This window comes from Nesterenkonia aethiopica (assembly GCF_039534665.1).
GTDB lineage: Bacteria > Actinomycetota > Actinomycetes > Actinomycetales > Micrococcaceae > Nesterenkonia > Nesterenkonia aethiopica.
The window spans coordinates 1-13,312 of sequence record NZ_BAAAVT010000010.1 but is presented as its reverse complement, the minus strand read 5'-3'; the positions used below and the strand labels follow the sequence as shown (position 1 = coordinate 13,312).

The following is a 13,312-nucleotide window of genomic DNA, read 5'->3' as shown; positions in this document are numbered from 1 at the left end:
GTCACCGGCCGGAGCGGTTCCCCTGGTGCTCGTCGAGCACAGCACGCATCGCGTCGAGGCCGAACATCTCGATGGCCGCATAGGCGTTCTGGCCCTCGTGGCGGGGGTCCGCGCCGGCGTCGAGGAGCAGGCGCACCGTCTCCTCGTTCTGCAGGAACACCGCACAGGTCAGGGCGGACTGGCCGCGGTCGTTGAGCCGGTCGACGTCGGCGTCCCGGTCGAGCAGGCCCTTCACCAGGGAGACGTGGTTGTTGTAGGTGGCCAGGATCAGCAGCGTGTCGCCCTTGGCGTTGGCCAGGTTGACCGGGATCCCCTGGTCGATGAGGCCCAGCAGCTCTTCGCCACGGCCCTGCCGCGCGAGGTCGAACATGGAGTTGAGGAACTCCAGCTGTTCGTCGGTCAGCTCGGGGACGTCGCCGGTGTCCTGGGGCTGTCCGGCGGCGGGGGAGGAGTCGTGTGGCATGGCCCCGAGTGTATCGGAGGCCGAGCCGGCGACGGCGGCGTGTCATGTCGTCCGAGGTCATCGACGCCGTCGCGTATGCTGGGTTATTGAAAGTGATTCTCAATAACTAGGAAGGTCGCTCCATGACCCCCTCTCCAGCGCAGGCCCTCGACACCCTCGTGGTCGGGGCGGGCCCCGCCGGCATCGGGTGCGCCCTCGCCCTCGACGCCGTCGACGGACTGACCGTCGGCGTCGTCGACCGCGGCCAGATCGGCGAGACCTTCCGGCGATGGCCGCAGGAGCAGCGATTCCTCACCCCGTCCTTCACCGGCAACGGCTACGGGTCCACGGACCTGAACTCCGTGCACCCGGAGACCTCTCCCGCCTTCAGCCTCGGTGTGGACTATCCCGACGGGCGCGGCTACGCGAAGTACCTGCGCGGTGTCGCCCGGGTCTTCGAGGTGCCGGTCGCCCCGGAGTGTGAGGTCACCTCGCTGCGGCAGGACGACGGCGGCTTCGTCGCCACCACCCCGCACGGGCCCATCCCAGCGCGGACGGTGGTCTGGGCCGGCGGGGAGTTCCAAGACCCCGCCGTGCCACAGATGGCGGGGAAGGGCGCGCTGGTCCACACCTCCCGCCACGAGGCCTGGGGGCCGCGGCAGGGTCGCCTCGTGGTGCTCGGCGGCTACGAGTCCGGCCTCGACGTCGCCTGCCACCATGTCGAGGCCGGCGCGGAGGTCACTGTGCTCGATGCCGACCATCCCTGGGACGCCGGCGAAGGGTCCGATCCGTCCTTCCGCCTGGCGCCGCGCACCAGGATGCGGCTGGCTCGCGCCCAGCAGACCGGCAGGCTCCGCCTGCTGGCTCGGCATGCCTCGTCGGTGGCCCGCGACGGAGACCGCTGGTCGGTCTCTCTCAGTGACGGCACCGTGCTGGAGGCCGACTCGGCACCTTTGGCGGGCACCGGGTTCGGGCCTGGTCTCGGACCCGCGGCGCATCTGTTCGACCGCAGGGAGGACGGCTGGCCCCTGGTGGACGCCGACGATCAGTCCACCCGAGCCCCCGGGCTCTTCCTCGCCGGAGCGGCGCTGCGTCACGGGTCGCAGCGCTTCTGCTTCGTCTACAAGTTCCGGCAGCGCTTCGCCCATGTCGCCCGCGTGGTCGGCGAGTCCTTCGGGAAGGACTGCACGGCGCTCGAGGCCTGGCGTCAGGCCGGCATGCTCGCCGAGGACGTCGAGTCCTGCGGGGCCGAATGCGCGTGCTGACTCCTTCGCCGCCTTGGCTGTTCCTGCTGGCGATCGTCGTCGGCCTGCTGCTGGGACTGACTGTCTCGGACGCCGCCTGGGCGGAGCATGCGACGGATCCGCTGATCATGCTGCTGCTCGGGCTCGTGTTCCTGGAGCTGCGAGTCGGTGGGGCGCGGGAGCTGCTGCGCTCGCGCCGCGCCGCCGTCGTGGCGCTGGTGCTCAACATGCTCGTGCTGCCGGCGGCCGCCCTGGGGCTAGTGACGCTGCTGGTTCCCGACAGCGAGGCCGTGCGTCTGGGGCTGCTGATCTATCTGCTGTTCCCCTGCACGGACTGGTTCCTCGGATTCACCCGGGTGGCCGGTGGGAACGCTGTGCTGGGGGCGGCGCTGATCCCGGTCTCCCTGGTGCTGCAGCTGCTCCTCTACCCGGTGTGGATCTCGCTGGTCACCGGGCGCAGCCTCCCTGGAGTGATGGAGGCGCTGTGGCCGGCTGTCACAGAAGGCCTGCTGATTCCGGCCGCAGCGGCGGTGCTGGTGCGCCTGCTGGTCGGTCGGGCGGCCGGCCGTGACGCGCTCGCCGCCGTTCAGCGGGCCGGAGGCGCGGCCCTGCCCTGGGTCATCGCCGCGCTGATCCTGGTGCTCTTCGCCGCCGGGGCGTCGGAGGCGGTCCTGGCGCCGTGGGTCTTCGTCCAGGTGCTGATCGTGGTCGCCCTGTTCTTCGCGCTCAGCATGGGGCTCGCTGTGGCCGTGTCGCGGCGTGCCGCGTTGGCCGAGCCGGATCTGATCCTGATCATCTTCACGACGGCGGCTCGGAATGCGCCGCTGATGCTGGCCGTCACGGCCCTGGTGCTGGGCGAGGATCCCGTGGTGACTGCGGTGATCGTGCTCGGCATGCTGCTGGAGTTCCCGCATCTGGCGGCGGTGTCCTGGTGGATGCGCCGGCGTCGTCGCAGGGATCGTCGTCGGAGTCGGAGGCTCGGTGTCGCGGAGCCGCTGACGACGGCGTCCTGAGGCGATAGCCTGCCAGGGAGACGGCGGTTCCCCGAGCCCCACTGCGTGAGTATGCAATGGACTGAATATTTATGTAGACTCCTCGGTGAGCCGACCACCACACCTCCCTGGCCGCCCAGGGACGACATGCAAGGAGCTGGACCCGTGACCGATCGCATCGTTCTCGCCTACTCGGGCGGCCTCGACACCTCAGTGGCCATCGGCTGGATCGCCGAGGCGACCGGCTCCGAGGTCGTCGCCGTCGCCGTCGACGTCGGACAGGGCGGAGAGTCCCTGGAGACCGTCCGCCAGCGCGCCCTGGACTGCGGCGCCGTCGAGGCCTACGTGGCCGACGCTCGCGACGAGTTCGCCGAGCAGTACTGCATGCCCACGCTGAAGGCCAACGGGCTGTACATGGACGCCTACCCGCTGGTCTCGGCCATCTCGCGACCGGTGATCTCGAAGCACCTCGTCGCCGCCGCTCAGCAGTTCGGGGCCTCCACTGTCGCCCACGGCTGCACCGGCAAGGGGAACGACCAGGTGCGCTTCGAGGTCTCCATCCAGACGCTCGGCCCGGAGCTGAAGTGCATCGCCCCAGTCCGCGACCTCGCCCTGACCCGGGAGAAGGCCATCGAGTACGCGGAGAAGAACGACCTGCCGATCGAGACCACGAAGAAGAACCCCTTCTCCATCGACCAGAACGTCTGGGGACGGGCCGTGGAGACGGGCTTCCTGGAGGACATCTGGAACGGCCCCACCAAGGACGTCTACGACTACACCGAGGACCCGGCCTTCCCGCCGGCGGCCGACGTCGTGACCATCACCTTCGATCAGGGCGTGCCGGTGGCCCTCGACGGACGCAGCGTGACGCCGCTGGAGACCATCGAGGAGCTCAACCGCCGCGCCGGCGCCCAGGGCATCGGGCGGATCGACATCGTGGAGGACCGGCTGGTGGGCATCAAGTCGAGGGAGATCTATGAGGCGCCGGGCGCGATGGCCCTGATGGCCGCCCACCGGGAGCTGGAGAACATCACCCTGGAGCGCGAGCAGGCGCGGTTCAAGAAGACGGTCGATCAGCGGTGGACCGAGCTGGTCTATGACGGCCAGTGGTTCTCGCCGTTGAAGAACAACCTCGACGTCTTCATCGACGAGACCCAGAAGTACGTCTCCGGGGAGATCCGCCTGGAGCTCCACGGCGGCCGCGCCACGGTGCAGGGCCGGCGCTCCGAGACCTCCCTGTACGACTTCAACCTCGCCACCTACGACGAAGGCGACTCCTTCGATCAGTCGTCAGCGCCCGGATTCATCGACATCTTCGGGCTGTCCGCCCGGACGGCCTCGCAGCGCGAGGAGCGGATCCACGGCAAGCCCGACCTCTCCGGCGCCGGCGTCGAGAAGTGAGCGCAGCCGGCATGGGAACGGAGTCGACCAGCCAGACGCACGGCACCAACGAGGGCTCCCTGTGGGGTGGGCGCTTCGCCTCCGGGCCGGCCGATGTGATGGCGGCGCTGAGCAAGTCCACGCATTTCGACTGGAAGCTCGCCCCCTATGACATCGCCGGATCCCGGGCGCACGCCCGAGTGCTGCACCGGGCGGGGCTGCTGACCGAGTCCGAGCTGGAGGGGATGCTCTCGGCGCTGGACGCCCTCGCCGAGGACGTCCGCTCCGGGGCCTTCACCCCCGCGGAGTCCGACGAGGACGTCCACGGGGCGCTGGAGCGCGGGCTGCTGGAGCGGGCGGGCCAGGAACTCGGCGGCAAGCTGCGCGCCGGACGGTCGAGGAACGATCAGATCGCCACGATGGTGCGCATGTACCTGCGGGATCAGGTCGCGGTCATCTCATCCGGCGTCCTCGACGTCGTCGAGGCCCTGGTCTCCCAGGCGCGGCGGCACCCGACGGCGCCGATGCCGGGCCGCACCCATCTGCAGCATGCGCAGCCGGTGCTGCTGGCCCATCATCTGCTCGCCCATGCGTGGCCGCTGCTGCGCGACGTCGACCGTCTGGCGGACCTGGACCGTCGTCTGGCGCGTTCGCCGTACGGCTCCGGAGCGCTGGCCGGCTCCTCGCTGGGTCTGGACCCGGCGCAGGTGGCCGCCGAGCTGGGCTTCGACGGGCCGACGGAGAACTCCATCGACGGGACCGCCTCGCGGGACCTGGTGGCGGAGTTCACCTGGGTGACCGCGATGATCGGGGTGGACCTCTCCCGGATCAGCGAGGAGGTCATCTTTTGGGCCACCAAGGAGTTCGGCTTCGTCACGCTCGACGACGCGTACTCCACGGGCAGCTCGATCATGCCGCAGAAGAAGAACCCGGACATCGCGGAGCTGGCCCGCGGCAAGGCCGGCCGGCTCATCGGTGACCTCACCGGTCTGCTGGCGACGCTCAAGGCGCTGCCGCTGGCCTACAACCGGGACCTGCAGGAGGACAAGGAGCCGGCCTTCGACGCCGTCGACACCCTCGAGCTGCTCCTTCCGGCGGTCTCCGGGATGATCGCCACGCTCGAGTTCCACCCCGAGCGACTCGCCGAGTTGGCCCCGCAGGGGTTCTCCCTGGCCACGGACGTCGCGGAGTGGCTGGTCCGGCAGGGTGTGCCGTTCCGGGTGGCCCATGAGGTGGCCGGAGAATGTGTGCGGGCCTGTGAGCAGCATGCGCCCGTCAAGGAGCTGCACGAGCTCACCGATGAGGAGCTGGCCGCCATCCACTCGGCTCTCACGCCCGAGGTGCGTCACGTGCTCAGCGTGGAGGGCTCCCTGGCCTCCCGTGACGCCGTCGGCGGCACCGCTCCCGTGCGGGTCGCCGAGCAGCTCGAGGCGCCCGCCGCCGAGTCGGCACGGCGCCGCGCGGCGCTGGGAGGCTGAGCATCGGCGGTCGGCGCGACGCAGATGACTGAGATGGCCTCCGGACGCTCGATCTCAGATCCCACGACGCAGCGCAGGCGGCGGCCCCGACTCCTCGGGGCGGCCGCCTGCGTCGTCGTCCTCCTGACCTCCTGCGGGGGAGCTCCGGAGGAGCCTGACGATCAGACGTCCGCCGAGCTGCCGGAGGCTCCGGTCCAGCGGCAGGCCCCGTTCTCCGCGCAGGCGCGTGAGGCGGCCTCGCTGGCGGATCTTCCCGTGCGCGAGATCGCCGACCCGGACTGGGTCGCCGCGACGGCCGAGTCGGTGGAGATTCCGCCGCGCGCGCTGGAGGCCTATGCGGGTGCCGCCCTGCGGCAGCGTGCCGAGAGGCCCGGATGCGGTCTGGGCTGGAACACCCTGGCGGGGATCGGGCAGGTGGAGTCCCTGCACGGCACCTACGCAGGCTCGAGCCTGGAGGAAGACGGCACGGCCTCACCGCCGATCATCGGCATCGCCCTGGACGGCGGTGAGGGTGTGGCGGAGATCCGGGACACCGACGGCGGCGAGCTCGACGGCGACGATGAGTGGGACAGAGCCGTCGGACCGATGCAGTTCATCCCGACCACCTGGGGGCTCTACGCTCAGGACGGCTCTGCCGGGGCACGCGAAGTGGGCCCGGACCCGCAGAACATCGATGACGCCGCGCTGACTGCCGCGGTCTATCTGTGTGAGCGTGGTGGGCCGCTGACGCAGGATGAGGGTTTCGCCACCGCGGTGGGGGCCTACAACCGCTCAGTGCCCTACATCAATGACGTCGCCCGGTGGGCTGAGCGGTACGCGGGGGCGTTCTGAACGGGCTCCTTCTGAGGGTGGCGAGCCCGTCGCCCCGGCTCACCAGCTCGAAGCCGGCCGGCGCCGCCTCCGCGGCGAGCGCGGCCTGTGTGACGGGCTGCCATCGGCTCGCAGCCTCCACGCTGCGCAGCACCGTGCCGCCGTCGCGGACCTCGTAGCGCTGCACTAGGCCGTCCGGCTGGGGGAGGAAGCGCGCCACGTAGTCCAGTCCGCCGAGGCGCCGATGCTGCTCCACGGACTGACCCGACGGCGGTGCGAGGTGCCGGTCGGCGGTGACGAGTCCGGACGCTCCGGGCGCCATACGCTGTTCCAGCTGCGCGAACATCTCCCGGCGCTGGTGGCTGCTGAGGTGGCCCAGCATATGCGTGCAGAGGAAGCCGTCGATGGGCCCGGTGAGCTGGGCGAAGGCCGCGGGTGCAGGTTCGGCGATGATGCGGACGCGCCCGGCCAGGTCCTCGTCGGTCGAGATCCTGGTCAGCAGGCCGGCCCGCATCATGGCCGAAGGCTCGACGGCGGTGATGCGGCCGTCGAACACCCGGGCCAGGGCGTCGACTCCCAGTCCCGTGCCGGCGCCGATGTCCATCACCACGGCGCTGTCTCCCAGCTCTCCGAAGAGCGCCTGGAGAACAGGCCTGATGGGGCTCCACGTCTCCTCGCTCAGGAAGAGATCATGGAGCTCACCGATGAGCTCGTACTCGTCGAGCTGGGACCCGGGCATGCTGTCAGCCCTGGCGGGCCTTGAGGCGGGGGTTCTTCTTGTTGATGACGTAGGTCTTGCCGCGGCGGCGCACCACCTGGGAGCCGGGCTTGTTCTTCAGCGAGCGCAGGGACTTGCGGACCTTCATGGCATCCTCCTAGTGATAATGAGTAGCATTAGCAGTGATCATACGCTTCAACCCTGGAAGGACGCGAATGGAGATCACGCCGGAGGACGAGCCGCAGGGAGCGAGCATCGGAGGGCGGGTGGACGTCGTCGCCGTCGTCGGAGCCTGCGCACCGGAGCGGCAGGAGCTCGCGGCGCGCCTGGCCCGCGCCGAGAACCGGGTGCTGCTGCCTGCGCGCAGGATGCGCGCCGAGCCGGAGGTGCTCGATCAGGCGGTGACGCTCCTGGGCCGGATGCGTGCGGCGCAGGGCCTGGTGGTCGAGCACCCGCTGGAGACGCCGGCTATGGAGATCATCGGCCTTCTGGCCGACCCCACCATGGCCACTCGGCTCTCCGCCGTGGTCTGCGTGGTGGACGCCGCGCATCTGCTCGACGATCTGGAGACGGAGGACTTCGTGCCGCTGCAGGACGGGGCCCACCACGCGGCCCGGGCGGAACTGATGGTCCAGCAGATCGAATACGCCTCGGACATCGTGCTGGTCAACACCTCCGGCCTTCCGGCTCACCGGCTCCGCACGCTCGAGGCGCTGCTGAGCGCGCTGAGTCCGCGGGCCACGGTGCGACGCGACGGTGGCGTCTCGGACGGATGGCCTCGGCGGAGCACGGAGTACTCCCAGGAGCAGACGAGGGCCGGGTGGATCTGCCAGCTCAACGGGGACTTCGCCCCGGAGGTGACCACCGAGGACGTCACGGTGATGCGGTACGACCAGCTGCGACCTTTCCACCCGGGCCGGCTGCATGCAGTCCTGGAGACCTTCTTCTTCGAACGCGGCGCCGGGCAGGTGCTGCGCTCCGCCGGGTTCTGCCGACTGGCGACCCGGCCACATGTCACCGCCCAGTGGGACCATGTGGGGGCCGGATTCGCCCTGGAACCGGTGAGCTTCGACCACCAGATGCGGGAGGAGGACGAAGTGCTGGCCTTCGGGCAGGACGTCGCCGTCGTCGGGCTCGGTCTGGACACCCGGAGGCTCACCGCGGCCCTGGACGAGGCGGCTCTGGACGACGACGAGCTCGCGGCCGGTCCCATGGCCTGGTCCACCTTCCCCGATCCCTTCCCGGACTGGCGCACCGCACCGAATCTGTGAGCACAGTGAGTCCCGCAGGTCCGGGATGGAAGAATGGTCGGCCGTGGACCTTCATCAGCTTGACACGCTCTTCGACGGGCACGCCACGGCGCTCGCTCCGGCCCTGCTGGGCTGCCGCCTGACCGTGGTGACCGTACAGGGTGCTGTCACCGTCCGGCTGACTGAGGTCGAGGCCTACGGTGACCAGGGCGAGGACCCCGGAGCGCACAGCTTCCGCGGCCGCACGGCCCGCAATGACTCCCTGTTCGGGCCTCCGCGGCGCACCTACGTCTACCTGAACTACGGGATCCATCGCTGTCTGAACCTGGCCTGCGGACCCGAGGGCACGGCCGGGGGAGTGCTGCTGCGCGCCGGCGAGGTGCTCGCCGGACGCGGCCTCGCAGTCGAGCGCCGGGGGCGGGACACCGGGGTGAAGCTGCTCTCGGGGCCCGGGCGTCTGGGTCAAGGGCTGGGCATCACGCTCACCATGGACGCCGCGCCGGTGACACTGGTGCCGCCCGAGGCGCCGCAGCCTGCGGATCCGGACCCCGAAGACGTCGCTTTCCTCCTCTCGCCGCCCGGGGAGCCGGTCGGCGAGAGGCTCTGGGGCCCGCGGGTGGGCGTCTCCGGTGTCGGCGGAGGCCCGGAGTTCCCCTGGCGCTGCTGGCTGGCCGGTGAAGCCGGTGTCTCGGCCTACCGGCCGGGTCGGGATGTGCCCGCTCGGGAGGTGCTGGAGCGTCGGCAGAGCTGACGGCGACGCCGTCATGTCCTGTTCACCCTCTTGCGGGTAGGATAGGTGGTCATCTGTTTCAGACATGAGAGCCGTACTGCTTGATGAGTGACACGACCAGCTCGAGCGCATCCGAGGTCATCCCGGATCGTCCGGCCGCGCGCAACGGCCGTTCCGGAGGGCCCTCCGGAGACATGCCCACCGTCGGTGAGGTCCCCGTCCCGGCGCTCGACGCCGGCGTCGAGGAGGAGCGGGAGTACGTGGGCCTGCTGTACCGCAGGCTCGACGAGCTCCGCGAGGAGAAGGAGACCCAGCTCTCCGAGGTGCGCAGCACCGGGGCGGTGGGCACCATGCAGAACGTCTCGGAGCGCGACGCCTTCGCCACCATGTATGAGGATCGGCTGGCTCAGCTCAACGCCGTGGACGATCGGCTCGTCTTCGGGCGCCTGGATCTCGACGGCGGCGACTGTCGGTACATCGGCCGCATCGGGCTGACCACCGCCGAGCGGCAGCGGCTCATGCTGGATTGGCGAGCCCCGGAGTCCGGTGTCTTCTACCAGGCCACCGCCTTCGATCGGCAGGGCGTGCGACGACGCCGGCACCTGATGCTGCGGCGTCGGGACGTCCAGGGCGTGGAGGATGAGGTCCTGGACCCGGACCTGCTCGAGGAGACGGCGGAGAACCACGGGGACGGGGCTCTGCTCGCGGCGCTCAACGCCCGGCGCACCGGTCAGATGGGCGACATCGTCGCCACCATCCAGGCGGAGCAGGACCGGGTGATCCGCTCGGACCTGCCGGGAGTCCTGGTGGTCCAGGGTGGGCCGGGGACGGGGAAGACCGCGGTGGCCCTCCATCGGGCCGCCTATCTGCTGTACAGCCATCGGGAGCGGCTGAAGTCCGCCGGGGTGCTGATCGTGGGGCCGAACTCCACCTTCATGTCCTACATCGACCGTGTCCTGCCCTCGCTGGGGGAGACCGGCGTGGTGATGTCGTCGGTGGCTGAGCTGTACCCCGGGGTGCGCGGCGTCGAGGAGCAGGACTCCCGGGTCGCTGAGATCAAGGGGCGGCTGCAGATGGCGGAGGTCATCGGTGCGGCCGTGGCCCAGCGTCAACGCACCATCGCGGAGCCGCGAGAGGTGGACGTCGACGGCGTCAAGGTCTCGGTCACCCCGGCGATGATCAACCGCGCCCGGGAACGGGCCCGGGCTACCGGCAAGCCCTACAACGAGGCGCGGACGACCTTCGTGAAGGTCGTGGTGAAGGACATCGCGGAGAAGCTCGAGCGCATCCTGGCCAAGCGGTCCGAGGGCAACGAGGCGGACCGCTCCTATCTGGTGGAGGACGTCCGCACCGCCCGCGACGTGCGCGTGCTGCTGAACCTCTGCTGGCTGCCGCGGACGCCGCAGAATCTGCTGGAGGACCTGTGGAGCCGGCCGGCCTATCTGGAGGCGGCCGCACCGATGCTGACCCGGACCGAGCGGGACCTGCTGCGGCGGGAACCCGGGGAGCCGTTCACCGTCGCCGACGTCCCGCTGCTCGACGAGGCCGCCGAGCTGCTGGGCTACCTCGACGAGTCCGCCGGACGGGAGGAGGCTCGGCAGAAGGCCGCCCGGGAGCGGCAGCTCGAGGACGCCCGCAAGGCCGTGGAGAACGCCACCCCCGCGATGGCCGAGATGGGCATCGAAGGCTTCCTGAGCGCGGAGGACGTGGTGAGCCTCAACGAGGAGACCGCCGCCCGCCTCAGTGCTGCTGAGCGCGCCCAGGTGGACCGCACCTGGACCTACGGCCATGTCGTGGTCGATGAGGCCCAGGAGCTCTCACCCATGCAGTGGCATGTGCTCATGCGGCGGTGCCCCCTGAAATCCTTCACCGTGGTCGGCGACATCGCCCAGGGTTCCTCGGCGTCGGCGGCGACGAGTTGGCAGGCCGCCATGGAGCCTTTCGTCGGCGAGCGGATGCGCGTCGAGGAGCTCACGGTCAACTACCGGACCCCGCGCCGGATCGTGGATCTGGCCGAGGCCGTGGCCCGCTCCGAAGGACTGGACATCACCTCGCTGCGCACGGTCCGCGAGGGCGACCATGCTCCCGCAGTGGACCAGGTGGCGGACGATGCCGTGGTGCCGGCGGTGGTGGAGGCCGTCGACGCCGAGTTCGGCAAGGTCGGAGACGGCCTGGTGGCGGCCATCGTCCCGGAGCGGCTCCACGCGTCCGCCCGGCGCGCCCTGCGGGAACGCTTCGGCGAACGGGTCGGCGACGGCGCGGGCTCACTGAGCCAGGACATCGTGGTCCTCACCGCCGATGACGCCAAGGGTCTGGAGTTCGACGCCGTGGTGGTGGTCGAGCCCGCCGAGCTGCGCGAGGAGGCCGCGGGCAGGATCGGCAGCCTGTATGTGGCGCTCACCCGTCCCACCCAGTCGCTGCACGTCGTGCACTCGGGCGAGCTCCCGGCGGGGTTCGACGCGCGGTGAGACGACACCGGGCCCCGGACCAGGGCCCGACACTGCTACCGTACGAGTTGTGATGGAGAAGAACCTCGTGGAGAACCCAGCGGCGCTGGAGACCCAGCGCAACGATGACAGCTTCGAGAACATCTGGCAGGAGCTGAAGTGGCGCGGCCTGGTGCACGTGTCGACGGAGGAGTCTGCACTGGAGGAGGCCCTCGCGGGGGACCCCATCACCTATTACTGCGGATTCGATCCGACGGCGGCTTCTCTGCACCTGGGTCACCTGGTGCAGCTGCTCACGATGCGACGCATCCAGCTGGCCGGTCATCGGCCCCTGGCGCTCGTCGGCGGCTCCACCGGCCTCATCGGCGACCCCCGCGAGTCGGGGGAGCGGGTGCTCAACACTCCGGAGACCGTGGCCGGCTGGGTGCGAAGCATCCAGGACCAGGTGCGCCCCTACATCTCCTTCGAGGGGGAGAACGCTGCGCAGATGGTGAACAACCTGGACTGGACTCAGGGGATCAGCGCCATCGAGTTCCTGCGGGACATCGGCAAGTACTTCCGTGTGGGCACCATGATCAAGAAGGACCTGGTGGCCAAGCGGCTGAACTCTGATGAGGGGATCTCCTACACGGAGTTCAGCTACCAGATCCTCCAGGGTCTGGACTACCTGCAGCTGTACCGCGAGTACGACTGCACGCTCCAGTTCGGGGGTTCCGACCAGTGGGGGAACATCACCGCTGGAACGGAGCTTGTCCGGCGGGTGGAGAATGCCCAGGTGCACGCCCTCGGCACGCCGCTGATCACGAACTCGGACGGCACCAAGTTCGGCAAGTCGGAGGGCAACGCGATCTGGCTCGACGCCGAGCTGTGCTCGCCGTACACCTTCTACCAGTTCTGGCTCAACCAGGCCGACGCCGATGTGATCGAGCGGCTGAAGGTGTTCACCTTCCGCAGTCGGGAAGAGATCGACGCCCTGGCTCGCGAGGTGGAGGAGCGCCCCTTCTCCCGGGAGGCGCAGCGGACTCTGGCATGGGATGTGACCACGCTGGTCCATGGGGAGGAGGCGACCCGAAAGGTCATCGCCGCCTCTGAGGCGCTCTTCGGCAAGGGGGAGATCGCCGAGATCGACGAACCGACCCTGCGCGCGGCCTCCGCTGAGCTGCCGGTCGCAGACCTCGACCCGCAGTCAGCCTCCGTGGTGGAGGCGCTGGTCTCCACCGGTCTGGTCAGCTCGAAGTCCGAGGCACGGCGCACCGTCAAGGACGGCGGCGCCTACGTGAACAACACCAAGGTCGACGACGGCGAGACCCCGGCCGGTTCAGAGCTCTGGCTCCATGGCCGGTACCTGGTGGTGCGTCGCGGCAAGAAGAATCTGGCCATCGTGCGCCGGAACGGCGACTGATCACCGAGACCCAGACCGGCACGGCAGCCGCGGCCCGGACGTCCCTTCGGACGCCGGCGCCGCGGCTGCTCTCGTCTGAGACGCACATCACCCCCGATCCGGTTTGCGCGGGGGCGAGGTGCTGTGTAAAGTTTCTACTCGTGCTCAGGGCACAGGGAAGACAGCCGAAAGGCAGAAACCCGGTGCAGAGCACACTGTGGCGGTCACGTCACAGGGCTTCTTGACGCTCATCCTTGAGGATGGCCCAGAGAATTCGGTGAGACACCGAGTTTGCACGGGTCAGACGGATAGGGTAGGATAGAGAAGTTGCTGTCCGGAGGGTGGCTCGGGACCGGGTTTGACAGCCGGAAACGAGATGTTCTAGGATAGAAAAGTTGCTTCGGAGCGATCCGGAAAGCGAAAATTGACAACAGAGAATA

12 protein-coding genes are annotated in these 13,312 nt (G+C 69.7%); 9 read left to right on the top strand and 3 right to left on the bottom strand.

The window, feature by feature from the left end:
- Window position 1 precedes the first annotated feature (1 nt).
- A complete protein-coding gene (locus tag ABD658_RS08755) occupies window positions 2–463 on the bottom strand; it encodes an ankyrin repeat domain-containing protein (protein WP_344681650.1) in 462 nt (153 codons plus the stop codon).
- 122 nt (window positions 464–585) lie between these two features.
- Between ABD658_RS08755 and ABD658_RS08750 the strand changes: the two genes are divergently transcribed.
- The 5 genes from ABD658_RS08750 to ABD658_RS08730 all read left to right on the top strand — a co-directional run bounded on the left by ABD658_RS08750 (window position 586) and on the right by ABD658_RS08730 (window position 6,367).
- Window positions 586–1,707, top strand: a complete 1,122-nt coding sequence (locus tag ABD658_RS08750; protein ID WP_344681648.1) for an NAD(P)/FAD-dependent oxidoreductase — start codon at window positions 586–588, stop codon at window positions 1,705–1,707.
- Window positions 1,695–2,699 carry an arsenic resistance protein gene (locus tag ABD658_RS08745; protein WP_344681646.1) on the top strand — a complete coding sequence of 335 codons (1,005 nt, stop codon included), beginning with the start codon at window positions 1,695–1,697 and terminating at the stop codon, window positions 2,697–2,699. The genes ABD658_RS08750 and ABD658_RS08745 overlap by 13 nt, the downstream gene beginning before the upstream one ends.
- 144 nt (window positions 2,700–2,843) lie before the next feature.
- Complete coding sequence (locus ABD658_RS08740; RefSeq protein WP_070159150.1) at window positions 2,844–4,079, top strand: argininosuccinate synthase; 1,236 nt, start codon at window positions 2,844–2,846, stop codon at window positions 4,077–4,079.
- A gap of 11 nt (window positions 4,080–4,090) precedes the next feature.
- Window positions 4,091–5,536, top strand: coding sequence for an argininosuccinate lyase (gene argH / locus ABD658_RS08735; protein ID WP_344744306.1), 1,446 nt, complete (start codon window positions 4,091–4,093; stop codon window positions 5,534–5,536).
- A 24-nt stretch (window positions 5,537–5,560) separates the two neighbouring features.
- On the top strand, window positions 5,561–6,367 hold the full coding sequence (locus tag ABD658_RS08730; RefSeq protein ID WP_344681644.1) for a lytic transglycosylase domain-containing protein: 807 nt from the start codon (window positions 5,561–5,563) through the stop codon (window positions 6,365–6,367).
- Here ABD658_RS08730 and ABD658_RS08725 read toward each other — a convergent pair.
- Together ABD658_RS08725 and ykgO are read right to left on the bottom strand one after the other, a co-directional pair.
- Window positions 6,321–7,085: a class I SAM-dependent methyltransferase gene (locus ABD658_RS08725; protein WP_344681642.1), complete on the bottom strand. Its 765-nt coding sequence runs from the start codon at window positions 7,083–7,085 to the stop codon at window positions 6,321–6,323. The genes ABD658_RS08730 and ABD658_RS08725 overlap by 47 nt on opposite strands.
- Before the next feature lie 4 nt (window positions 7,086–7,089).
- On the bottom strand, window positions 7,090–7,212 hold the full coding sequence (gene ykgO / locus ABD658_RS08720; protein WP_070159154.1) for a type B 50S ribosomal protein L36: 123 nt from the start codon (window positions 7,210–7,212) through the stop codon (window positions 7,090–7,092).
- Window positions 7,213–7,279: 67 nt separating this feature from the next.
- Between ykgO and ABD658_RS08715 the strand changes: the two genes are divergently transcribed.
- The 4 genes from ABD658_RS08715 (at window position 7,280) to tyrS (ending at window position 12,893) form a co-directional block, all read left to right on the top strand.
- A complete protein-coding gene (locus ABD658_RS08715) occupies window positions 7,280–8,335 on the top strand; it encodes a GTP-binding protein (RefSeq protein WP_344681640.1) in 1,056 nt (351 codons plus the stop codon).
- 25 nt (window positions 8,336–8,360) lie between these two features.
- Window positions 8,361–9,065 (top strand): DNA-3-methyladenine glycosylase, encoded by a 705-nt coding sequence (locus ABD658_RS08710; protein WP_425574501.1) that lies wholly within the window; start codon window positions 8,361–8,363, stop codon window positions 9,063–9,065.
- Window positions 9,066–9,238: 173 nt separating this feature from the next.
- A complete protein-coding gene (locus ABD658_RS08705; RefSeq protein ID WP_344744353.1) occupies window positions 9,239–11,512 on the top strand; it encodes a HelD family protein in 2,274 nt (757 codons plus the stop codon).
- A 52-nt stretch (window positions 11,513–11,564) separates the two neighbouring features.
- Window positions 11,565–12,893 carry a tyrosine--tRNA ligase gene (gene tyrS, locus ABD658_RS08700; protein ID WP_344744351.1) on the top strand — a complete coding sequence of 443 codons (1,329 nt, stop codon included), beginning with the start codon at window positions 11,565–11,567 and terminating at the stop codon, window positions 12,891–12,893.
- The last annotated feature ends 419 nt before the right edge of the window (window positions 12,894–13,312 follow it).